21 protein-coding genes and 1 pseudogene are annotated in these 21,381 nt (G+C 61.0%); 14 read left to right on the top strand and 8 right to left on the bottom strand.

Going from position 1 to position 21,381, the window contains the following annotated elements:
* The first annotated feature begins 69 nt into the window (after nt 1-69).
* The 6 genes from rsfS (at nt 70) to AC1D17_RS06415 (ending at nt 6,098) form a co-directional block, all read left to right on the top strand.
* Complete coding sequence (gene rsfS / locus AC1D17_RS06440) at nt 70-516, top strand: ribosome silencing factor (protein WP_477564585.1); 447 nt, start codon at nt 70-72, stop codon at nt 514-516.
* Nucleotides 517-719: 203 nt separating this feature from the next.
* On the top strand, nt 720-1,202 hold the full coding sequence (gene rlmH / locus AC1D17_RS06435) for a 23S rRNA (pseudouridine(1915)-N(3))-methyltransferase RlmH (protein WP_264219820.1): 483 nt from the start codon (nt 720-722) through the stop codon (nt 1,200-1,202).
* 169 nt (nt 1,203-1,371) lie between these two features.
* The gene (locus tag AC1D17_RS06430; RefSeq protein WP_477564584.1) at nt 1,372-2,811 is read left to right on the top strand and encodes a murein hydrolase activator EnvC family protein; all 1,440 of its coding nucleotides are present in this window, start codon (nt 1,372-1,374) and stop codon (nt 2,809-2,811) included.
* The gene (locus tag AC1D17_RS06425) at nt 2,801-4,123 is read left to right on the top strand and encodes a S41 family peptidase (protein ID WP_477564583.1); all 1,323 of its coding nucleotides are present in this window, start codon (nt 2,801-2,803) and stop codon (nt 4,121-4,123) included. Before AC1D17_RS06430 ends, AC1D17_RS06425 begins: the two co-directional genes overlap by 11 nt.
* Before the next feature lie 163 nt (nt 4,124-4,286).
* Complete coding sequence (locus AC1D17_RS06420; protein WP_477564582.1) at nt 4,287-5,486, top strand: divergent polysaccharide deacetylase family protein; 1,200 nt, start codon at nt 4,287-4,289, stop codon at nt 5,484-5,486.
* Between the two features lie 66 nt (nt 5,487-5,552).
* Nucleotides 5,553-6,098: an RNA pyrophosphohydrolase gene (locus AC1D17_RS06415; protein ID WP_477564581.1), complete on the top strand. Its 546-nt coding sequence runs from the start codon at nt 5,553-5,555 to the stop codon at nt 6,096-6,098.
* 72 nt (nt 6,099-6,170) lie between these two features.
* Here AC1D17_RS06415 and AC1D17_RS06410 read toward each other — a convergent pair whose 3' ends face one another.
* The 4 genes from AC1D17_RS06410 to AC1D17_RS06395 all read right to left on the bottom strand — a co-directional run bounded on the left by AC1D17_RS06410 (nt 6,171) and on the right by AC1D17_RS06395 (nt 12,114).
* On the bottom strand, nt 6,171-9,215 hold the full coding sequence (locus tag AC1D17_RS06410; protein ID WP_477564580.1) for a calcium-binding protein: 3,045 nt from the start codon (nt 9,213-9,215) through the stop codon (nt 6,171-6,173).
* A 575-nt stretch (nt 9,216-9,790) separates the two neighbouring features.
* On the bottom strand, nt 9,791-10,552 hold the full coding sequence (locus AC1D17_RS06405) for an amino acid ABC transporter ATP-binding protein (protein WP_477564579.1): 762 nt from the start codon (nt 10,550-10,552) through the stop codon (nt 9,791-9,793).
* The gene (locus AC1D17_RS06400; RefSeq protein ID WP_477564578.1) at nt 10,549-11,229 is read right to left on the bottom strand and encodes an amino acid ABC transporter permease; all 681 of its coding nucleotides are present in this window, start codon (nt 11,227-11,229) and stop codon (nt 10,549-10,551) included. Before AC1D17_RS06400 ends, AC1D17_RS06405 begins: the two co-directional genes overlap by 4 nt.
* Before the next feature lie 108 nt (nt 11,230-11,337).
* Nucleotides 11,338-12,114: an amino acid ABC transporter substrate-binding protein gene (locus tag AC1D17_RS06395; protein WP_477564577.1), complete on the bottom strand. Its 777-nt coding sequence runs from the start codon at nt 12,112-12,114 to the stop codon at nt 11,338-11,340.
* A gap of 306 nt (nt 12,115-12,420) precedes the next feature.
* On the opposite strand from AC1D17_RS06395, the gene AC1D17_RS06390 reads away from it, so the two are divergent.
* From AC1D17_RS06390 to ispG, 4 genes are all read left to right on the top strand, one after another.
* Nucleotides 12,421-13,203: a DeoR/GlpR family DNA-binding transcription regulator gene (locus AC1D17_RS06390; protein WP_477564576.1), complete on the top strand. Its 783-nt coding sequence runs from the start codon at nt 12,421-12,423 to the stop codon at nt 13,201-13,203.
* Entirely contained in the window at nt 13,200-13,583 is a 384-nt protein-coding gene (locus AC1D17_RS06385; protein WP_477564575.1) for a VOC family protein, read from the top strand. The genes AC1D17_RS06390 and AC1D17_RS06385 overlap by 4 nt, the downstream gene beginning before the upstream one ends.
* Nucleotides 13,584-13,612: 29 nt before the next feature.
* Nucleotides 13,613-14,806, top strand: a complete 1,194-nt coding sequence (locus AC1D17_RS06380; RefSeq protein WP_477564574.1) for an MFS transporter — start codon at nt 13,613-13,615, stop codon at nt 14,804-14,806.
* Nucleotides 14,807-14,926: 120 nt separating this feature from the next.
* Nucleotides 14,927-16,180, top strand: a complete 1,254-nt coding sequence (gene ispG, locus AC1D17_RS06375; protein WP_477564573.1) for a flavodoxin-dependent (E)-4-hydroxy-3-methylbut-2-enyl-diphosphate synthase — start codon at nt 14,927-14,929, stop codon at nt 16,178-16,180.
* Between the two features lies 1 nt (nt 16,181).
* On the opposite strand, the gene AC1D17_RS06370 is transcribed toward ispG, so the two are convergent.
* The 3 genes and pseudogenes from AC1D17_RS06370 to AC1D17_RS06360 all read right to left on the bottom strand — a co-directional run bounded on the left by AC1D17_RS06370 (nt 16,182) and on the right by AC1D17_RS06360 (nt 17,952).
* Nucleotides 16,182-16,820, bottom strand: coding sequence for a LysE family translocator (locus tag AC1D17_RS06370; RefSeq protein WP_477564572.1), 639 nt, complete (start codon nt 16,818-16,820; stop codon nt 16,182-16,184).
* Between the two features lie 102 nt (nt 16,821-16,922).
* Nucleotides 16,923-17,039, bottom strand: a pseudogene (locus AC1D17_RS06365) (histidinol-phosphate transaminase); the annotation flags it as partial.
* A gap of 4 nt (nt 17,040-17,043) precedes the next feature.
* Entirely contained in the window at nt 17,044-17,952 is a 909-nt protein-coding gene (locus AC1D17_RS06360; RefSeq protein WP_477564571.1) for a polyprenyl synthetase family protein, read from the bottom strand.
* A gap of 159 nt (nt 17,953-18,111) precedes the next feature.
* Here AC1D17_RS06360 and mtgA point away from each other — a divergent pair, with 159 nt between their 5' ends.
* The 4 genes from mtgA (at nt 18,112) to AC1D17_RS06340 (ending at nt 20,534) form a co-directional block, all read left to right on the top strand.
* Nucleotides 18,112-18,861, top strand: coding sequence for a monofunctional biosynthetic peptidoglycan transglycosylase (gene mtgA, locus AC1D17_RS06355; RefSeq protein ID WP_477564738.1), 750 nt, complete (start codon nt 18,112-18,114; stop codon nt 18,859-18,861).
* A gap of 78 nt (nt 18,862-18,939) precedes the next feature.
* Nucleotides 18,940-19,587 carry a glutathione S-transferase family protein gene (locus tag AC1D17_RS06350; RefSeq protein WP_477564570.1) on the top strand — a complete coding sequence of 216 codons (648 nt, stop codon included), beginning with the start codon at nt 18,940-18,942 and terminating at the stop codon, nt 19,585-19,587.
* A 159-nt stretch (nt 19,588-19,746) separates the two neighbouring features.
* Nucleotides 19,747-19,932, top strand: a complete 186-nt coding sequence (gene rpmF / locus AC1D17_RS06345; RefSeq protein ID WP_026203804.1) for a 50S ribosomal protein L32 — start codon at nt 19,747-19,749, stop codon at nt 19,930-19,932.
* 194 nt (nt 19,933-20,126) lie between these two features.
* Nucleotides 20,127-20,534 (top strand): hypothetical protein, encoded by a 408-nt coding sequence (locus tag AC1D17_RS06340; RefSeq protein WP_477564569.1) that lies wholly within the window; start codon nt 20,127-20,129, stop codon nt 20,532-20,534.
* 53 nt (nt 20,535-20,587) lie between these two features.
* Here the strand turns inward: AC1D17_RS06340 and phaR are convergent, their stop codons facing one another.
* Nucleotides 20,588-21,169, bottom strand: a complete 582-nt coding sequence (gene phaR / locus AC1D17_RS06335; protein WP_477564568.1) for a polyhydroxyalkanoate synthesis repressor PhaR — start codon at nt 21,167-21,169, stop codon at nt 20,588-20,590.
* Nucleotides 21,170-21,381: the final 212 nt, after the last annotated feature.

Below are 21,381 nucleotides of genomic sequence, written 5' to 3'. Positions count from 1 at the left end.
ACGTCTTGAAACCTTGAGGCATTGGTGCCTACATTTAGGGTGCGGTTCGACCGACATTCGAATCGCACCATGCTTGTTCTGTTCACCTGGAAAGGAAAAACCCTGACAACAGTACACGCGAAGGGAAATGTCACTCGCATTTTCCCGCAAAGCCCGGAACGTAGCGACGAAGCCGCTACCCGTGCTCTTCACCTGGTTCTCGGCAGTCTCGAGGACTCGAAGGCAGAAGATATTGTCACCATCAACATTGCCGGCAAATCAGCGCTGGGAGACTACATGGTCGTGGTCTCGGGGCGGTCGAGCAGGCATGTCATGGCGATCGCCGATCACCTGATCACCGACCTCAAGGATGGTGGCCAGGGCAATGCCCGCGTCGAAGGTCTGGAGACCGGCGATTGGGTGCTGATCGACGGCGGCGACATCATCGTCCACGTATTCCGCCCGGAAATCCGCGAGTTCTACAACATCGAAAAGATGTGGGCTGCGCCGGACATGGAAGACGGCACATTGCACTGAGTATCCGGCGCCCTTGTTGGGTGCTTGAGCGGCAGTGACACATTTGGATCCTGCAATGGCCGTGCAGGACGGGTTATCCGATTGCGGCCATTTGCAGAATGAAGTCCGGCACCAGCGCCCCGCTGGGCTGGAAAGAATGTGCCCGCCATCGGCGGATATGATGGCGACGCTGCGATCGGCGCGACAAGGATTAAGGAACTGACATGCGGGTTGGCCTCTTTGCCGTCGGGCGCCTCAAGGCTGGCCCGGAAAAGGACCTTGCGGCCCGTTATCTCGACCGTTTCGCCAAGGCTGGCCCCGCAATCGGCCTTGAGCTGTCCCGTATTGCCGAAGTTCCTGAAAGCCGTGGTTCAAGCGCCGACACGCGCAAGCGCGAAGAGGCGGCCCAGCTCGAAAAATCCCTGCCCGACGCCAGCCTTCTCATCCTGCTCGACGAACGCGGCAAGGCGCTGGATTCCGAGGGTTTCGCGTCCCTCATCGGGTCCTTCCGGGACAGCGGCAAGCGCGACCTGACAATTGCCATCGGCGGCGCCGACGGGCTTGATCCCGCCCTTCACGCCAAGGCCGATGCTGTCATTTGCCTCGGCAAGATGACGTGGCCGCATCAACTGGTGCGTATCCTGATCGCAGAACAGCTGTATCGCGCCGTCACCATCCTTTCAGGCCATCCCTATCATCGGGTTTGAACGTCCAAGACACGTTCCGCAGAAACCGGCGCCAGCCTTGAGGCATGTGGGCCAAACAATCCGCTAAAACTGTCATGGCGATGCCGCAATTGCCGGGGATGGCTGTTGGCGGCAATGGCCAAATCAGCGTAGGGTTTTCTTGGACAGGGTACCGACAGCGAATGACGGAATGACAACAGACGCGGCAAAGCGGAGGAGGAAAGGCCAGCCGGGAGAGACCGGTTGGCTCTGGTTTCGTGCGGGCCTGCTGGCTTGCGGGCTTCTTCTGGCCGCCGACGCGCAGGCTCAGACTGCAGAGGCGACGGATCAAAATCCGCAAGGGGCGACCGAACAAGCTCCGGCGCAACCGGATCCCACAGCCGATCTTGCCGTGAAGCGCGATAGCACCCGCAGCGAACTGGAAGCCCTGTCGAAGACCATCACGCTTTCCAACGATCGAGCCGCCCAATTGCAGGCCGGGATCGCGGAACTGGAGAAAACCAGCGAATCGCTGCGGGCCGCACTGGTCGACTCGGCCGGAAAGCGCAAGGCGCTGGAGCAAGAGATCGTCGATGGCGAGGAGAAGCTCGCCACCTTGCGGACGAAGGAGGATGCGGTTCACGCATCGCTACGGGCGCGGCGTGGGGTGCTTGCCGAAGTTCTGGCGGCGCTGCAGCGGATGGGGCGCAATCCCCCGCCGGCGCTGCTCGTGACGCCGGAAGACGCGCTGGCCTCCGTGCGCAGCGCCATCCTGCTCGGCGCCGTTGTCCCCGGCATCCGTCACGAGACGGAAAACCTTTCCGCCGACCTCAAGGCGCTTGCCGGTGTTCGCAAGGAAATCATCGCCCAGAAACAGGCGCTTGGCGACGACATGACGGCGCGGCTCGAAGAAGAGCGGCGCATGAACATGCTGATTGTCGAAAAGCAGAAACTGAAGCAGCGCAGCGCCACTGAGCTCGCCTCCGAACGGCGCAAGGCCGAACAGCTTGCAGCCCAGGCAACCAGCCTTGAAGGGCTGATCGGCTCGATCGAGAGCGAAATCGCCTCGGCGCGCGATGCGGCAGCGGCCGTCAAGGCCGAAGAGGAAAACCGTCGGCTGATGTCGGAAGCGCAGCGCGCTGAAGCCCGCGAACTGGCAAACAACACGACGCCCGACAAAAACCGCATTGCGCCTGCATATGCGTTTTCGGACCTGCAGAAAAAGCTCGCGCTTCCGGTTGCCGGATCGATCCTGCGCAAGTTCGGCGATGCCGACGGCACGGGGCATTCGCTCCAGGGCATGATGCTCGAGACCAATGCAGGGGCTTTGGTGACAGCGCCATCGGATGGCTGGATCGTTTTTGCCGGTACGTTTCGCAGCTACGGCCAGATGATCATTCTCAATCCCGGCGACGGCTATCATGTCGTCCTGTCTGGTTTGGAAGGCGTTACGGTGCAGCAGGGCCAATTCGTCGTCGCCGGCGAGCCACTCGGCACGATGGGTAACAAAAGAGTGGCGAGCGCCACTGCATTGGCGCTGGAAACCGAGCGTCCGACGCTTTACATTGAATTCAGGAAAGACGGAAAACCGGTTGATTCCCGACCATGGTGGACCGCAGCAGACACCGGAAAGGTACGCAATGATTCGTAGAACGTCACTTGTTCTGGTCGGGGCACTCATGGGTGCAGCGGCCACGGGCGTTGTATATTCCTCCATCGTCCCGGCCGTGGCGGCTAACCCGTCGACCTATCGCGAATTGTCGATCTTCGGCGATGTGTTCGAGCGCGTTCGCGCCCAGTACGTGACGCCGCCGCAGGACGACAAGCTGATCGAGAATGCCATCAACGGCATGCTCTCTTCGCTTGATCCGCATTCGAGCTACATGAATTCCACCGACGCCGAAGACATGCGCACCCAGACCAAGGGTGAATTCGGCGGTCTCGGCATCGAAGTCACCATGGAAGACGATCTCGTCAAGGTGACGAGCCCGATCGATGACACACCTGCCGCCAAGGCAGGCGTGCTTGCCGGCGACTTCATTTCGAAGATCGACGGCGTCGATGTGCGCGGTCTCAAGCTTGAGGAAGCTGTCGACAAGATGCGTGGCGCCGTCGGCAAGCCGATCAAGCTGACCATCCTGCGCAAGGGGGCTGAAAAGCCGATCGAACTGACGATCGTTCGCGATATCATCGCCGTGCGCGCCGTCAAGTTCCGCGCGGAAGGCGATGTCGGCTACGTCCGCGTCATCTCGTTTACGGAAAAGACCTATGACGATCTGAGAAACGCGATCGAAAAGATCAAGGCCCAGGTTCCGGCTGATAAGCTCAAGGGCTACGTGCTCGACCTGCGCCTCAACCCGGGCGGTCTGCTCGACCAGGCGATCAACGTCTCCGACGCCTTCCTGGAACGTGGCGAAGTGGTTTCGACCCGCGGCCGCAATCCCGACGAGACACGCCGCTTCAATGCGACGGCGGGCGACCTGACCGATGGCAAGCCGGTGATCGTGCTCGTCAATGGCGGCTCGGCTTCGGCATCGGAGATCGTTGCCGGCGCCCTGCAGGACCTGAAGCGCGCCACCGTTCTCGGTACGCGCTCGTTCGGCAAGGGCTCGGTTCAGACGATCATCCCGCTCGGCGAAGCCGGCGCGTTGCGTCTGACCACCGCGCTCTATTACACGCCATCGGGCAAGTCGATCCAGGGCACCGGTATCTCACCGGATATCAAGGTCGAACAGCCGCTGCCGCCGGAACTGCTCGGCAAGGTCGAAACGACGAGCGAATCCAGCCTGCGCGGCCATATCAAGGGCCAGAACGAGAATGACGAAGGCTCCGGCTCGGTTGCCTACGTCCCGCCGGAGCCCAAGGACGACCTGCAGCTGAACTATGCGCTCGACCTTCTGCGCGGCAAGAAAACCGATCCGGCCTTCCCGGCCAATCCGGAAAAGGCCGAGCTGAAGAAGTAACATCCGCTGAGAATGCGGATAGCCTGACACTGTTCGCCGCCTGGCTCCGGCCGGGCGGCGGTTTCGATTCTTACAGCTGCAGAATATTTCCTTGAATCGATTCCGGTTTAAGGAATTATGCAGTAAGGCTTCGCCATCGCAACTCAGATCGACAGAGGCCCTCTTGGGAACAGATCTCAACGCTCCTCTTGGTCAGAACCGCAAGACGCGCCCCTCCAAAACTGAAAAATCGGGCCTGACATTCGGCCGCCTGTCCCTTGGACTTGGTGCCCTCGCGCTGATTGGTATTTCTGCCTGGGCCGTTCTGAAACCGACCGGCCTGATCGTCCCGCCGGAAACGCAGACGGTGGCGGACGCTGCGCCGCCGGGCGAAAAGGCAACACCAGGCGCCAACGAGACCAAGCTCAAGCAGCAGAAGACAAGCGGTGCCCTCTCCGGTGCCCATGTCGAGGAGACGTTGACCGAGAACGGCTCGATCGTCACCAAATTCTCTCCCAAGCAGCGCGACGGCGAAGGCCCTGCGTTCATCGAAGTCGGCCGGACAAAGGGTCAGGACCCGCGCCTGGCAACCTTCCCGAATGATGACCTGTTGGAAGATAGCCCGCAGGGACGGCTGCCGATCACCGGCCCGGATGGGCTGCGGCCGATGGATCAATATGCCCGGCCATGGTCCGGCGCTCGCGGCATCCGCATCGCCTTGGTGGTCGGTGGCCTCGGGCTCAGCCAAACCGGCACGCAAAATGCGCTGCGCCAGCTTTCCCCCGATGTGACAATGGCCTTTGCCGCGACCGGCAACAGCCTGCAGCGCTGGATGCAGGAGGCGCGCCGCGCCGGCCATGAAATCCTGCTGCAGGTCCCGTTCGAGCCCTTCGATTATCCGGATAACAACCCCGGCCCGCACACGTTGCGCGTCGGGCTGGATGCGAAGAAAAACCTGGCGGAGCTGCACACCGCACTGGCCCAGATTACCAACTATACCGGCATCATGAATTTCCTCGGTGGGCGTTTTCTCTCGGACGCGGACGCTCTGGAGCCGGTCATGCGCGACATCGGCAGGCGCGGCCTGCTCTTCCTCGACGACGCGACATCGGCGCAGACGCTGACCGGAACGCTGGCCGGGACGATCGGCGTACCGCACGGATTTGCCGATATGATTGTCGATGACCAGATCGACCGCACGGCGATCCTGAAGAAACTCGATGAATTGGAGCGCATCGCCAGACGCAACGGCGGCGCCATCGGCGTTGCCTCTGCCTTCGATGAAAGCGTCGAAGCCATTTCCCAGTGGATGGACGAGGCGAGCACACGCGGTATCGAATTTGTCGGCGTTTCGGCGCTCGTCAAGGATCCGCAACAGCAATAACGTCTATGCGCGGATCTCGTCGTTCCGGCGCGCAAGGCAGACAAGCAAGGGCAAAGGGCAATTCACATGAGCAAGGACAAATCGAAACCGGTAAAGGCCGACGACCTGCCTTATCGCCCCTGTGTCGGTATCATGGTGCTCAACCGGGATGGACTCGTCTGGGCCGGACGGCGCATTCCGATCGGCAATTCCGAGTATGACGGCTCGCCGCAGCTCTGGCAGATGCCGCAGGGCGGTATCGACAAAGGCGAGGACCCGTTGAAGGCGGCCTATCGCGAGCTTTACGAGGAAACCGGCATGACGAGCGTGTCGCTGATCGCCGAAGCGCCGGACTGGATCAATTACGACCTGCCTGCCCACCTGATCGGTATTGGCCTCAAGGGCAAATATCGCGGCCAGACCCAGCGCTGGTTTGCCTTCCGCTTTGAAGGCGACGAATCCGAAATCGCCATCAACCCGCCGCCCGGCGATCATGAGCCCGAATTCGACGAATGGGCCTGGAAGCCGATGCAGACGCTGCCGGACCTGATCGTGGCGTTCAAACGCGGAGTTTACGAGGACGTCGTTTCGGTGTTCGGGCATTTGGCCGGTGTTGCAGCACCGGTGCGATAGAGTCGCGCCACGTTCAACCAGCGCCCGCCCCGAAAATTCGGGCGGGCGCTTTTCAAGCTCTCAACTCGATTGTCAAATGAACGCGAAATCGCTCGTCGATAGCGTGTTGACGTTCTTCAGGATGGCGACGAGTTGGAGGTCGGCTTCCGTGCCCTTGCCGTCGGCATCGAACCAAAGGCGCCCATTGTCGCTTTCGAACAGGAAGCTGCCCTTCGTGCTGGTTGCCACCGGATCGGCGCCAACGACAAGTGTCACCGCCGTATCGCCGGCCGCGACCTGGAAGTCGCTCTTGTCGATCACCAGCTTGTCCTGGCCACGGGTGAAGTCGGTGATGACGTCACCCTCGCCGTCGCGTCCATCGAGGTCGAAGACGAACTTGTCGTTGCCCTTGCCGCCCGTCAGCCAGTCGTCGCCGGCGCCGCCAACCAGCGTATCGTTGCCGTCGCGACCATCAAGCACGTCGTCTGATCCGTTGCCGTAGAATGTATTGGCATTGGCATCGCCGCGAATGTCGTCGTCTTTGGCGCTGCCTTCGATGATCTCGATATTCTTGACCGTCAGGTCGAGCGCAAGCCCCTTGTTCTTGGCCTGGGTCGTCAGGTCGAGGACGACCGAAGTCGCGCCCTCCCGGAACGACAGCGTGTCGGTGCCGGTGCCGCCATCGAAGATGTCCTTGCCGGCCGCACCCGCACTGGTCGCATCCGAACGGATGAGCCAATCGTTTCCGGCATCGCCGAAGAGCTGGTCGTTCCCGGCGCCGTCCTCCAGCGTGTCGGAGCCGCCTGCGCCCCTGAGGATATCGTTACCGCCGCGACCATCGAGGCTGTCGTCGAGACTGCCACCTGTTACCGTATCCTTGCCCTTGCTGCCGATGTAGTTGAGTGCCTCGAAGGCAGTGAACGATGTTGCGGTGTCGACATTGACCGTGCCGGTAGAGAAGGTGAAGGCAATGTCCTTGGTCTGTTCCGAGACATTGAGGAAGACCCGGTCCGTCCCTGCACCACCATGTGCCCGGTCACTGATCCCGATATAGACCGCGTCGTTGCCATCCTCGGCATAGATCGTGTCCTTGCCGCCGGTCAGCGTTTTACCGTCGCCATAGATCGTGTCGTTGCCGATGCCGCCCTGCAGCGTATCATTGCCGAGACCGCCATCGATGGTGTCGTTGCCTGCACCGCCGGTCAGCGCGTCGTTGCCGGTGCCGCCGCGCAGGTCGTCGTTCAGGCCGCCGCCGGTGAAGACATCATTGCCGCTGCCGCCGGTAAGGGCCACCCGTTCGATATTCTTGACCGTTACCGGAGCATTGGTCGCCGTCACGCTGGCAGCCAGCTTGAAGGTAATGCCGGCGGTGTATTTGCTGAAGTCGATCGAGGCGAAGTCCGTGCCCGTGCCGCCATCCAGCGAGAGTTTTCCGGTCGATGCGGTGCGGTAGAAGCTGTCATCGCCGGTTCCCATATCAACGGTATTGTGGCCGACGGCGCCGCCGCTATAGGCATCCCCCACGCGGACGGTATCGGACCCATCACCGGACTTGATGACGTTGGTGCCGCCATTGTCATAAATCCAGTCCGAGCCGGCGCCGGAGGTCAGCGTATCATTGCCATTGCCGCCATCCAGCTTATCCGAGCCATTGGTGCCGATCAGCGTATCGCTGCCGTCATAGCCATAGAAGGAAACACTCTGTGCCGTACCGACCGATTTGACGACGTCGTTGCCCTTTCCGAACGACACCGTGTAGTGTTCGAAGTTCTTCAGGCTGGTGCCATCCGTCAATGTTGCCGTGTTTCCGCTGACGGAGAAGGTCTGGCCCGCGGTCAATGACCGGCGATCGACGATGACCTCGTCGGTCCCGGCACCGCCATCGCCGATGTCTGCGCCGAGATCGCCAAGGCTGACGGTGTCGTTGCCGTTGCCGCCATAGACCGTATCCTTGCCGAGCCCGCCGTCGAGCGTGTCGTTTCCATCAGCGCCATTGATCCAGTCATTACCGTCTCCCGACAAGACAGTATCGTTGCCGGTGCCGGTGGTGATCTTGTTGGTACCGGTGCCGGTTGCATAGATCGTGTAGTGATCCATACCCTTGAAGGTCGTTCCGCCGGCCAGCGTATTGACCTCGGTTGCAGCCTTTGCGGTGAAATTGCCGGTGAAATTACGCAGGATCAGGCGATCGCTGCCGCCGGCGTCGGTGATGGTGTCCGTGCCCTCACCATAGGCGTAACTGATCGCGTCATTGCCGGTGCCGCCATCGATCGTGTCGTTGCCCGCGCCACCGTCGATCGTATCATTGCCCGAGTCGCCCTTGAGCGTATCGTCTCCGGCATCGCCCGCAATGGAATCGTCGCCGGTGCCACCGAAAATAGTGTCCGTGCCGTCGCCGCCATAGAGCGTATCGAAGCTGTCACCACCATAGAGCCTGTCATTTCCGGTGCCGCCGGAAAGAAAGTCAAAGCCTTGATCGCCGTACAGAATATCGTTCCCGGCATCGCCTGACAGGTTGTCAAAGCCATAGCCGCCGCGCAGGACATCGTTGCCGTCCCCGCCCTGCAGAATGTCAAAACCACGGCCGCCCGACAGCGTATCGTTGCCCGCGCCCCCGTCAAACATGTCGGAATAATTGCCGCCGGCGATCGTGTCATCGAATGCGCTGCCGGTGATCCAGAACGATTCGACATTGGTCGCCTGGATTCCGCCTGTCAGTGTCTGCGGCGCGATCCAGTCCTTGATCGCGATGTCGAGTTTGACGGCCGATGACGAATAGTCGGCCATCAGCCGGTCGGTGCCGGAACCGCCATCGGCAACATCGCCTGCCGCCGTTTCCAGCGTTCCGGCAACGAGCATGTCCTGGCCACTGCCACCATTGAGCTTGTCCGCGCCGGTACCGCCGTCGATATAGTCGTTGCCACTGTTGCCGTTCAGCGTGTCGTCGCCAGCCTCGCCCTGAATAGTATCCCCTTGAAACGATCCATCTGCTGTATCGTTGTCGTCACCGGCCATAATAAAATCGCCACCCATGCCGCCGTTGATACTATCGGCTCCAGCATCGGCCATGATGAAATCATTTTCGAGATCGTTGCCGAGCAATATGTCATTGCCGGCTGTTCCTATAATAGTCGCCATTTTCGTCTCCGATTGATCTATTTGAAGTCAATAACTATTTGAAGCCACGCCCTGTAGCGGGCGGTGCTGGGCCATTTGTTCAACCGTCGGGTGAATTTTCGCCAATAGTTACGTTACAAATTATAATATTTTGAATTATGAATAGCTTATCTGTCTGATGCCTCCATCCCATAAACAACACGTTCAGACGTTGCTCCAATGTCCGTTGCTATTGCTTTAGGCAACGCCGGACACTGACGGTTATAGGCAAGGGCGCAGCAGCTATTGTGTTCCCGGGGAAACAGACGGATGGCTTAGGGTGCGGAGCGGGTAGAGCGGGGCTGGAAGCGTAGCCGCAGGTCCGTTTGAAGGAGACGGGAAACCGTTTGCCGCGTGCGCTGCATGAATGCACATGAGCCGAGGGCCGCGGCATCTGCAAGGCGCAGACAGAAAAACGCCTTCGGTCACCTCACCCAGATGCCATCGGCAGGATGAGTGTCCCCAAAGGGCTGCAATATCCCCGCCACAACAAGGGCGAGGATGACGGAGCTCTGGCGCAACAGGGGCCCTGGTGCTTTTGAGCCGTGGCGCTCCCTTCAGATGTCGTAGTTGTTCCCTGCACTCAGCGACGAGATGAATTTCTTCGTCCGCTCCCGCTCCGGCGTCTGGAAGATGCTCTTCGGTGCACCGCTTTCGACGATCAGGCCACCGTCGAGGAAAAGCACCTGATCGGCGACCTTGGAGGCAAGCCGCAGATCATGGGTCGCCATGATCATCGTCGTGCCTTCGGCTGCCAGCCGGTTCAGCACTTCGACGACTTCTTCGGCCAGTTCCGGATCCAGGGCGGAGGTCGGCTCGTCACAGAGCAGCACGCGTGGCGAGGGGGCCAGCGCGCGGGCGATGGCGACGCGCTGCTGCTGGCCGCCGGAAAGGGTGGCTGGCCAGGCATCTGCCTTGTGCGCCATGCCGACTTTTTCGAGCAATTCCTGCGCCCGTGTTCTCGCCCTCTCCTTCGGCCATTTCAGCACCGTGACCAGTCCTTCCATGACGTTTTCGATGGCCGTCTGGTGCGGGAACAGCTGGAAATTCTGGAAGACCATGCCGGTCTGGCGGCGCAGGCGCTGAATGGCGTCCCAGCCGGTCTTCCTGTTGGGTTCGAAAATGATCTGCTCGTCGCCGAGCTTGATCGTACCGGCTGTCGGGATTTCCAGGAGGTTGACACAGCGCAGCAGCGTGCTTTTGCCGCCGCCGGACGGGCCGACCAGCGCGGTCACCGTGCCCTCGGCGATGGTGACGCTGATGTCCTTCAGGACGACAGTGTCGCCGAAACGTTTTTCGATATGGGTGAGCTCGATCATGTGCGCGCCTCCAGGAAGCCGCCATAGCGGGCAAAGCGGGTTTCCAGCCGCACCTGCAGCGCGGAAAGAACCGAGCTCAGGGCCAGATAGAGCAGGGCCGCCTCGATATAGAGGATCAGCGGTTCGTAAGTGGTGGCGACGATGCGCTGTGCGGTCTGAAACAGCTCCGGCACGGTGATGGCAGCGGCAAGCGAGGTGTCCTTCACCAGCGAAATGAAGGTGTTGGACAAAGGCGGCACGGCGACGCGCGCGGCCTGCGGCAGGATGGTGCGGCGCATCGCCTGGCTCCAGCTCATGCCGATCGAATAGGCAGCCTCCCACTGGCCGCGCGGTACCGAGGAGATGACGGCGCGGATGATCTCGGACGTATAGGCGCCGATGTTGAGCGTGAAGCCGATCAGGGCCGCAGGGAAGGCATCGAGCAGGATGCCGAGGCTCGGCAGGCCGTAGAAGATAACGAAGAGCTGGACGAGCAGCGGCGTGCCGCGAATGACCCAGACATAGAACCGCGCCACCGCGACCAGCGGCCGCGGGCCGAACAGCCGCGCGACGGCGGTCAGGAGACCAAGCGCCAACCCCAGCGTGAAGGAAAGCAGTGTCAGCGGAATTGTGAAGATCAGCCCGGCCCGCAACAAAGGCAGCAGCGAATCGAGCATCAGTTGTAGCCAAGGGGGCACGAGCGGGCCTTTCAAACGACATGATCCGCCCCGGATGCCGGAACGGATCATGACTTATAGTTCAGACAAGGGCGCGGCGAAACCTGTCCGGCCGCGCCGTTTCAAGGGTTATTTCGAAACGTCTGCGCCGAAATATTTCTGCGAAATCGCGTCGTAGGTGCCGTCGGCCTTGATCTCGACGAGTGCCTTGTTGATGGCTTCGAGAAGTTCAGGCTCGCCCTTGCGCACGATGATGCCGGAATAGTCGGCATTCGCCTGTTCGGCAGCGATCTTGACCGGCGCATCGGGCTTCTTCTTCTTGAAGTCGAGGAAGGAGAGGCTGTCGTTGATCGTCGCGTCGGCGCGGCCGGTCAGAACCAGCTGGATCGACTGGTCGAAGCCATCGGTGCCGACGAGTTCAGCGCCGGAAGCCTGTGCCAGCTTGCCGAAATTGCTGGTCAGCGACTGCGCGGCATTCTTGCCCTTCAGGTCCGGAAAGTCCTTGATCTCGGCATTGTCGGCCTTGACGATCAAAACGGCCTTCGAGGCGATGTAGGGCTCGGAGAAATCGTACTTCTTCTTGCGCTCTTCGGTGATGCCGACCTGGTTGATCACGGCGTCGTAGCGGTTGGCATCGAGGCCGGCGATCAGGCCGTCCCACTTGCCTTCGAGGAACTCGGCCTTGACGCCCAGCTTCTTGGCGACGGCTTCGCCGATCTCGACGTCGAAGCCGACGAGCTTGCCGCTCTCGTCATGGTAGGTGAACGGTGCGTAGGTGCCTTCCGTGCCGATCTTCAGCGCGCCAGCCGACTTGATGGCTTCGAGGTTTTCACCGGCGGTAGCCGAGCCGAACGAAACCAGCTGGGCGAAAGCGGCAGCGGCGAGAAGTGTGGGAACCCATTTCATTTTGTTTTTCCATCTTTTTGATCCGGCCCGTCTGCCGGTGTGAAGGGACAATCGCATACCGCCCGATGCAAGACAGCGCACAAAACTTCATTGTGCGCCGCAGCAGCGAAAGGTTTTTCTCAAATTCATGCCGTTTCAACGCAAATTTGGCGCCTGGCGACTAAAATCAAGGCGAGGGGGCCGATTTTTGCGGCAAAGCCTCCGTCATTTTCGCGAAAATCACATAAATCGATTGAAATTCACGGCGTCTGCGAGTATGCACGTTTGTGCCTATTTACACTCATTTGTACGTGATTCGATTTTACCATGCAGACAGAGCTGCTTTTGCGACAGAGACAAAGCCTGATCCAGGACCGGTTGCGGCTGTCCGGCCGGGTTCTGGCGGTTGACCTCGCGCACGAATTCAATGTTTCCGAGGACACGATCCGCAGGGATCTGCGCGAACTGGCGGCCGCCGGTCTGTGCGAGCGGGTCTATGGCGGTGCCCTGCCGATCGCCCCCGGCGGCACGACGCTCTCCCAGCGTGTCGGCGAAGCGCCTGAGCGCAAGGCGGCCCTTGCTGCGGCTGCCGTCCCCTTCGTCAAGCCCGGCATGACGGTTTTCTTCGACGCCAGTTCGACCAATCTTGCGATCGCCCGAGCGCTTCCTGCCGGGGTGGAGCTGACGGCGGTAACCAATGCACCGCTGATTGCGGCCGTGCTGATGGAAAAGCCGGGCATCGACCTCATCCTGATCGGCGGCAAGATCAACCGGCAGGTCGGTGCCGCAGTCGGCGCCAAGGCGCAGCGCGATGTTTCCGTGCTGCGGCCGGATCTGTGCATTCTCGGGGTCTGTGGTGTCGATGTGAACGCGGGGCTGACCGCTTTCGAATATGAGGATGCTGAGTTCAAGCGGCTTGTTGCCCGCAACAGCGCCTCGGTGCTCGCCGCCGTGACCAACGACAAGCTGGGTACATCGGCGCCGCATACGGTCATTGCCACACGGGAATGCGCGACACTGATCGTCGAGCGTGACGCAGCCGGAAACGCCGCCGTCCTTTACGGCGGTCAAGGCGTCGACGTCGTTTACGCCGGAGGAGCAAGGCCATGAGGATCGCCCATGTTGCATTATGGACCGCCGATCTTGAACGCCTCTGCGACTTCTGGGCCGAAACCTTCGGCGCTACCGCCGGCGATCTCTACGAAAGCGCAAGGCGCCCCGGCTTCTCCTCGCGGTTCCTGTATCTGAAGGACGGGCCATCGATCGAGATCATGCAAGGCCCGTGGATTGCGCCTCAGGATGGGCAAGGCGAGCGCCAGGGTTATGCGCACCTCGCTCTGTCGCTTGGCAGCCGCGAAGCCGTCGATGCGATGGCGGCGCGAGCAGCAGCATCGGGCACTCTCGTTTCTCCCGCCCGCATGACGGGCGACGGTTTCTATGAGGCGGTTCTCAAGGACCCCGACGGCAACCCTATCGAAATCACGGTTTGAATCCGGCAGCGGATCGCACAGGAAAAATCATGGATCAACACACCATCATCCAGCCACGGGTTGCGGCCCGGTCGGGTTACATGCCCAAGACAAGGCTCGCGGTCTCCCTGCTGTTCCTGATGAACGGTTTCGTCACCGGCAGCTGGGCGCCGAAGATTCCGGAGTTCAAGGATAAGCTCGGCATCGGCGAAAGCGTGCTCGGTCTTCTGATCCTCGCCTTCGGCATCGGTTCGCTGGTGCTGATGCCGATTGCCGGCGGCTTCATCGCCCGGATGGGATCGCAGAAGGTGGTGAAGGTGACGGCAATTATCCTGTCGCCGCTGCTTCTGCTCCTGACGCTTCTTCCCAATGTCTGGACGGCCGCGATCGGCATGTTCCTGCTTGGCGGCTTCGTCGGCGCCATGGACGTGGCGATGAATGCCAATGCGGTGGAGGTCGAGAAATCGATGCGCCGGGCGATCATGTCGTCCTGCCATGCCTATTGGAGCCTCGGCGGCCTGATCGGCGCTGCGAGCGGCGGCCTGATCATGGCGCATTTCGGCGTCTATGTGCACGCCGTGCTCGTGACCCTGTTCTGCCTTGCGGTGCTGGCCGCTGCCTGGCCGATGATTCTTGCCGATCAGCCACATCCGGATGTCGCCAAGCAGAAGCTGCGCCTGCCGATGATGCCGCTGCCCTGGCTGATCGGTCTGGTAGCGTTGTTCTCCATGGTGCCGGAAGGCACGGTGCTCGATTGGGGCGCGCTCTACCTGCGCAACGAGCTGGGAGCATCGGTGGCGATGTCCGGCTTCGGCTTTGCCGCCTTTTCGGCCACGATGGCGATCATGCGCTTTGCCGGCGATCATGTCCGCGACCGGTTCGGTGGGGTGAAAACCCTGCGCGTCTGCACGCTGACGGCGCTGGTCGGCCTCGTGCTCGCGGGTCTGGCACCCAATGCTCCGCTCGCCATCCTCGGCTTTGCGCTCGCCGGCGTCGGCATTTCCAACATGGTGCCGATTGCTTTCTCCGCCGCCGGCAATATGCCGGGCCTGGCGCCGGGCATCGGGCTGTCGGTCGCCACGTTCATGGGCTATTCCGGCATGCTGTTTGCACCCTCGCTGATCGGGTTCATTGCAGAGCACACCGGTTTCTCGATCATCTTCACCTGCGTGCCGGGCCTGTTCCTCGTCGTTCTCGCCCTGTCGCATCATGCCGTGCATGCCGACCCGAAGGGCCACGACTGAGACGGCCGGGACGGCGCGGACATCAATTCGCCGTCAATCCATGAATGTTGCCGTTGACAAGGCGGCTTTCCTCATCCACCTCAGGGAAAGTCGCCGCAACAGCACGTGCAAGAGGCTTTCATGACGTCCGCCTTCGATTACGAACCGCAACCCCGCAGGGCCTCCGTTGCCGTCGATGTCGGCGGGGTGATCGTCGGGGGATCGGCGCCCGTGGTCGTCCAGTCGATGACCAACACCGATACCGCGGATGTCGATGCCACTGTCGCGCAGATCGCCGCTCTTCACCGGGCCGGCTCGGAACTGGTGCGCATCACCGTCGATCGCGACGAAAGCGCCGCAGCCGTGCCGAAGATCCGTGAGCGTCTCGATCGCCTCGGCCTTGACGTGCCGCTGATCGGTGATTTCCATTATATCGGCCACAAGCTGCTGGCGGATCATCCGGCCTGCGCTGAAGCTTTGGCGAAATACCGCATCAACCCCGGCAATGTCGGCTTCAAGGCGAAGAAGGACAAGCAGTTCATCGAGATCATCGAACGCGCCATCGAGTTCGACAAGCCGGTGCGCATCGGCGTCAACTGGGGCTCTCTCGATCAGGAACTTTTGACCCGCCTGATGGACGACAACCAGGCCAAGGGCTTTCCGCTGACGGCGAGCCAAGTGATGCGCGAAACCATCGTCCAGTCGGCGCTGATCTCGGCGGAACTGGCCGAAGAAACCGGCCTGCCGCGCAATCGCATCATCCTGTCGGCCAAGGTTTCCAACGTGCAGGATTTGATCGCCTGCTATGCGATGCTGTCGGCCCGCTCCAACCATGCTTTGCATCTGGGCTTGACTGAAGCCGGCATGGGCTCGAAGGGCATCGTCTCGTCGGCCGCCTCGCTCGGCATTCTGATGCAGCAGGGTATCGGCGATACGATCCGTATTTCGCTGACGCCGGAGCCCGGCGGCGACCGCACCCGCGAGGTACAGGTGGCGCAGGAGCTGCTGCAGGTGATGGGTTTCCGCCAGTTCATCCCGGTCGTTGCCGCCTGTCCGGGCTGCGGCCGCACTACCTCGACGGTGTTCCAGGAACTGGCCCAGAAGATCGAAGGCGACATCCGCCGCAACATGCCGGTCTGGCGCGAAAAGTATCCGGGCGTCGAAAGCCTGAAGGTCGCCGTCATGGGCTGCATCGTCAATGGCCCCGGCGAAAGCAAGCATGCCGATATCGGCATTTCGCTGCCCGGCACCGGCGAGCTTCCGGTAGCCCCGGTCTATATCGACGGCAAGAAAGCGCTGACCATTCGCGGCACCAACATCGCCGGTGATTTCGAGACGCTTGTCGGCGAATACATCGAGAAGCGCTTTGGCCAGGGGCAGGCCGCGGCCGAATAGGCTACAGCTTCACCGTCAACAGCTTGAGACCGGCGAAGGCGAAAAAGCCGGCCATGGCGCCCTCGATCCAGCGGCGGGCTTTCTTGTAGCCACGGTGCACAGGCTCGATTGAAAACAGCAGCGCAAAGCCCATGAAAATGATGACGCCGAGCACCATGCAGCCGCCGATGAGGACAGGCATGACATGCGGTGCATCCTGCGGCGTGCCGAGCGAAACCAGTGTCAGCCAGGAGAAGATCGCCTTGGGGTTGGTCAGGTGGATGCCGAGGCCCTTGAGGTAAAGACGGCGCAGCGATGGCGGCTGCTTGTCGAGCGGCAAGGCGGCTTCGGTCTCCTTCCGCATCGCCGCCTTCAGGGCCTTGAACGCCAGCCAGAGCAGATAGAGCCCACCGGCAATTTTCAGGATGAAGAGCGCGTTTCCATAGGTGCGGATCAGCGCCGAAAGCCCAGCAGCGGCCAGCATTGCCCAAGTGTAGGAGCCCGTCAGAACACCGAAGGCAAGCGCCAGTCCGGCGTTGCGGCCGCGGCTGATTGCGGTGGAGATGATGGCGACGACCGCAGGTCCCGGCGAGGCTGTGGCGATGATGTATGCGCCCCAGGCGACCATCAGGTGCGGCAGATAGGGTAGAAGGTATGACATGCGGTGTCCCCGAACGGCTTTCGGGCGCCAGCATGCCGATTCTATCTGCTTTCGAAACCGCATTCTTGTCGCCGTGACAATATTTGCGGGCGCTATATACCGTCAGAGAACAATATCGATTGCTTCAATGAGCCGGCTACACTCTTGCGGGGTACCGATGGTGATCCGCAGGAAACCGGCAATGCGCGGACGGGCGAAGTGGCGGCCAAAACGTGCTCGCGGGCTAGTGGCTCCGATTGGCAACGAACCGGGCCGCTTGCACAAGGACGTCAGCCTTGTCGCCGAACGGCGCCATGAGCGTTTCTGCTTCTGCCGCCAGCCGCGCCAGCTCCTTCTCGGCCCAGGCCTGACCGCGCAGCGAGACCAGCGTGCCCTTGCCCCGGGCCGCATCCTTGCCGGTTGCCTTGCCCATCGTCTGGGCGTCCGCCGTCAGGTCAAGCAGATCGTCGGCCAGCTGGAAGGCAAGGCCGATGGTTTCGCCATATTTGCGCATCAGCCGCCGTTCGTCCGGGCTGCTTGCGGCGATGATCGCACCCGCTTCGCAGGCAAAGCGGATCAGCGCGCCGGTTTTCATCGCCTGCAGGGTGACGATTGCAGCTTCGCCGGGTGCTGATGTCTCCGCTGCCAGATCCAGCGCCTGGCCGCCGGCCATGCCGCCGATGCCGGAGGCGCGCGCCAGCGCCAGCACCAGCTCGGTCTTCTGCCGGTCGGTAAGGTTCGTTTCCGGCGCAGCGACAATGTCGAACGCCAACGTCAAGAGGCTGTCGCCGGCAAGGATCGCGTTGGCCTCGCCATAGGCGATATGCACCGTCGGCTGGCCGCGCCTCAGGTCATCGTCGTCCATGGCCGGAAGATCGTCATGCACAAGCGAGTAGCTGTGCACGCATTCAAGAGCTGCGCCAACGCGCAGGGCGGCCTGCCGGTCGCCACCCAGGAGGGCAGCGCTTTCCATCACCAGGAATGGACGCAGGCGCTTGCCGCCGTTCAGCACTCCGTGGCGCATGGCGGCGAGCAGGGGGGCGGGGCGGGCGATTTCGTCCGCCTGTGATTGTTCGCAGAGAATGCCGGCGAGGCAGGCCTCGATGTCTGCTGCGTTGGTCTTCAGGCGGGTTTCGAAGGATGTCTCGCTCATGCGGCGGTGTTTGGCATGACTGCGCGCCCGCTGGCAACGGGATTTTACCATATTGGCAGGCGCTCATCAGGCTTGCTGTGCGTTATCGAGAAAACCGTTCAATTTTACCGGCGCTTGCTCTATGAAAATTGGATGGATTATCAGGCGGGCGTTTCAGGCGTGGACATCGTACCGGAAACTCGGGGGGAGGAAGAGGACGTGTCTTCCAGCCGTTCGCGAGTATGGGGTCAGGCCTTGCAGCGGCGCTGGCGGCAGATCGCCTTGATTGCGATCGCAATCATCCTGTTGCCCTATGTTCTGATCGTCCTTTACGCGCCAAGCTTTATCCATCCGATTTCGACGCTGATGCTGCGCGATCTGCTGCTTTTCCGCGGCTATGACCGTCAGTGGGTGTCCTTCGAGGATATCTCGCCCCATCTGGTGCAATCGGTGATGATGTCGGAGGACGGCCAGTTCTGCATTCACGACGGTGTCGACTGGATACAGATGCGCGGCGTCGTTTATGATGCCCTGGAAGGGGAATCGACCCGTGGCGCTTCGACGATCCCGATGCAGACAGCCAAGAACCTGTTCTTGTGGAACGGCCGCTCCTTCCTTCGCAAGGGGATGGAGCTGCCGCTGGCGCTTGTGTCCGATTTCATCTGGAGCAAGCAGCGGATGATGGAGCTCTATCTCAATGTCGCCGAATGGGGGCCCGGCATCTACGGTGCCGAAGCGGCGGCAAGACACCATTTCGGCGTCTCGGCAGCAAAGCTCACCCGGCGGCAGGCAGCACTTCTTGCCGTATCGCTGCCCAACCCGTTCGAGCGTAACGCCGGTAAACCCGGCCGGGGTCTCAGGCGTCTCGCCTCTCTGATCGAACGCCGCGCCGGCCGGTCCGGTGAATATATCAAATGCCTTTATGAGTGAGATCAGGTCTTTTCATTGGCCGCGAAGCCGGTGCGTCATCTATAGCAGGCCTCGTCTCATAAGGATCGGAGAAGACCAGTGACCAAGCTTACGCTCTATGTCGGCAACAAGAACTATTCCTCCTGGTCGTTGCGGCCCTGGCTGGCGCTGGAAGCCTGCGGCGTGCCGTTCGAGGATGTCGTCATTCCGTTCGATTTTCCGGCTGGAAATCCGCGGTTCAAGGATATCTCGCCGACCGGCCGCGTCCCGGTCCTGCATCACGGCGATATCCGTGTCTGGGAATCGCTGGCGATCATCGAATACGCCGCCGAGCTCTTTCCGGACGCCGGGCTCTGGCCCAAGGATCCAGCCGAGCGCGCCGTTGCCCGCAGCTACTCGATGGAGATGCTCGCCGGCTTCCGGGCGCTTCGTAATGCCTGCCCGATGAACATCCGCCGTGAGAAGAAGGCGATCGACCTGCCGGATGGCGTCATGGACGATGTCGAGCGGATCGAGACGATCTGGCGCGAAGCGATTGCACGATCCGGCGGTCCGTTCCTGTTTGGCAGCTTTACCGCGGCCGACGCGATGTTCGCGCCTGTGGTCAACCGCTTTGAGATTTACGACCTCACCCGCAATCCCGGCTCGCTGGAATACATGGACGCGGTGAAGACCCACCCGGCCTTCCGCAAGTGGCAGGAGGCGGCGCTGAAGGAAACCTGGATCGTGCCGGAGGACGAGGCCTGATCCGTTTCTGCCGCCACCCTTGCGAAAAAATGCCTGCAGGGACTGGTCAAACGCCTGTTGGGCATGTATAAGCCCGGCAAATTCCGAGATTGACATCTGTTTGTCCCGGCCAACGGTCTGGTCGATCAACAGAGTTTTGCCCGATAAGTGGAGTATGAAATGGCTGTACCTAAAAGAAAAACAAGCCCGTCCAAGCGCGGTATGCGCCGTTCCGCTGACGCGCTGAAGGCTCCGACCTACGTCGAAGACAAGAACTCCGGCGAACTGCGCCGTCCGCACCACATCGACCTGAAGACCGGCATGTACCGCGGCCGTCAGGTTCTGACCCCGAAGGCTTCCGCTTAATCAGCGGCGCCGTCAGGCTGTCATTTGAAGGGCTGGCTTTTCGCCGGCCCTTTTTCTGTTTCCTGCATCACGGCAGTCTCGTGCGCTGCTGTAGCCTTCCCGCGGCCATTTTCTTGACGCTCGCTGCGTCGTGGGGCACATAACGTTCAACGCTTAGCCGGGAGGCTGAGACGAGACATTGGGAGCCTTTGCCGATGATTGCCGCCATTCCATTGCTGATCGTGCCGTTCATTCTCTACAATCTGGGAATGCTGGGCCTGCTTGGAAGCGGCGGTGTCGCGGTATTCGAAAACACGGTTTTCTCGATGACCATGCTGTCCGGCGCCGTCTGGACGATGAGTGCCGGTGATCTGATGATCGTTATCGCGCTTGCCCTGCTCTTCGTTGAAATTCTCAAGGCAACCCGCATCAGTTCCAAGGCGCTGATGGATCATCTGTTGTCGATGGTGCTGTTCATCGTCTTCCTGGTCGAGTTCCTGCTGGTCGCCAATGCCGCGACCCACGTCTTCTTCATCCTGATGACGATCAGCTTTATCGATGTCATTGCCGGCTTCTCCGTGTCGATGCGCACGGCAGGGCGGGACGTCTCTATCGGGCTTTGATGGAGCCTTGAGGTGTGCCGCAGCCGTTTGAAGCGGGCGCGGCACAAGGCGTGTCAGCCTAGGTTTTCCAGCTTCGTCTGCAGGGCGCGCAGCTGTTCCTTGAGTTCATCAATATCCTTGGCTTCCGCCTTGCGCGGTTCCTTGGCAGCTGGCGCTGCCGCCATAAAGGGCGAAAACATCTGCATGGCCTGATGGAAAAGATCGGTATTGCGCTTGACCTGTTCTTCCACCAGTTGCAGCGGCACCGCCAGATTTTTGCCCAGCGGCGTATCGCCGAAGGCCTTGTTGATCTGTTCGCGCATCTGCACCTGCTGGTCGGTAAAGGCCTGCATCGAATGCTCGAGGTAGCTCGGCACCACCATCTGCATCTGGTCGCCGTAGAACGAGATCAGCTGGCGCAGGAAGGATATCGGCAAAAGCGTGTTGCCGGTCTTGGATTCCTGTTCGAAGATGATTTGGGTGAGCACTGAATGGGTGATGTCGTCGCCCGATTTTGCGTCCTGGACGGTGAACTCCTCTCCCTTTTTCACCATCACGGCAAGATCGTCGAGCGTCACATAGGTGCTTGTCCCGGTATTGTAGAGCCTCCGGTTGGCGTATTTCTTGATTACGATCTGACCGTCGTGTTTAGCCATCTGGGTCTCCTCCCCATGCTCCCGTCTTTATTATGTTTTTCAGAGTATCCGCAAAAAACCGGTTCTGACAATCTCTTTGTGCGTTGCGTGGACGCAGGTGCAAAATTTCGCGTCGGCCCCGGATTGCGATGCGAAACTGYCGCCGCTGCATCAAGGCGTTTGACTTGAGCGATGACCTTTGCCAGTCTTCAGCAATTGCGAAAAAGAACGAG

This window comes from Pararhizobium sp. P1_E7, assembly GCF_056405855.1.
The sequence above is the reverse complement of the archived record's forward strand: the minus strand, read 5'-3'. Positions and strand labels throughout refer to the sequence as shown.

Bases quoted from the DNA above. Each gene is read 5' to 3' on its own strand.
- rsfS (WP_477564585.1), top strand. From the start codon at position 70: ATGCTTGTTCTGTTCACCTGGAAAGGAAAAACCCTGACAACAGTACAC.
- rlmH (WP_264219820.1), top strand. From the start codon at position 720: ATGCGGGTTGGCCTCTTTGCCGTCGGGCGCCTCAAGGCTGGCCCGGAA.
- AC1D17_RS06430 (WP_477564584.1), top strand. From the start codon at position 1,372: ATGACAACAGACGCGGCAAAGCGGAGGAGGAAAGGCCAGCCGGGAGAG.
- AC1D17_RS06425 (WP_477564583.1), top strand. From the start codon at position 2,801: ATGATTCGTAGAACGTCACTTGTTCTGGTCGGGGCACTCATGGGTGCA.
- AC1D17_RS06415 (WP_477564581.1), top strand. From the start codon at position 5,553: ATGAGCAAGGACAAATCGAAACCGGTAAAGGCCGACGACCTGCCTTAT.
- AC1D17_RS06410 (WP_477564580.1), bottom strand. From the start codon at position 9,215: ATGGCGACTATTATAGGAACAGCCGGCAATGACATATTGCTCGGCAAC.
- AC1D17_RS06405 (WP_477564579.1), bottom strand. From the start codon at position 10,552: ATGATCGAGCTCACCCATATCGAAAAACGTTTCGGCGACACTGTCGTC.
- AC1D17_RS06395 (WP_477564577.1), bottom strand. From the start codon at position 12,114: ATGAAATGGGTTCCCACACTTCTCGCCGCTGCCGCTTTCGCCCAGCTG.
- AC1D17_RS06390 (WP_477564576.1), top strand. From the start codon at position 12,421: ATGCAGACAGAGCTGCTTTTGCGACAGAGACAAAGCCTGATCCAGGAC.
- AC1D17_RS06385 (WP_477564575.1), top strand. From the start codon at position 13,200: ATGAGGATCGCCCATGTTGCATTATGGACCGCCGATCTTGAACGCCTC.
- AC1D17_RS06380 (WP_477564574.1), top strand. From the start codon at position 13,613: ATGGATCAACACACCATCATCCAGCCACGGGTTGCGGCCCGGTCGGGT.
- ispG (WP_477564573.1), top strand. From the start codon at position 14,927: ATGACGTCCGCCTTCGATTACGAACCGCAACCCCGCAGGGCCTCCGTT.
- AC1D17_RS06370 (WP_477564572.1), bottom strand. From the start codon at position 16,820: ATGTCATACCTTCTACCCTATCTGCCGCACCTGATGGTCGCCTGGGGC.
- AC1D17_RS06360 (WP_477564571.1), bottom strand. From the start codon at position 17,952: ATGAGCGAGACATCCTTCGAAACCCGCCTGAAGACCAACGCAGCAGAC.
- rpmF (WP_026203804.1), top strand. From the start codon at position 19,747: ATGGCTGTACCTAAAAGAAAAACAAGCCCGTCCAAGCGCGGTATGCGC.
- AC1D17_RS06340 (WP_477564569.1), top strand. From the start codon at position 20,127: ATGATTGCCGCCATTCCATTGCTGATCGTGCCGTTCATTCTCTACAAT.
- phaR (WP_477564568.1), bottom strand. From the start codon at position 21,169: ATGGCTAAACACGACGGTCAGATCGTAATCAAGAAATACGCCAACCGG.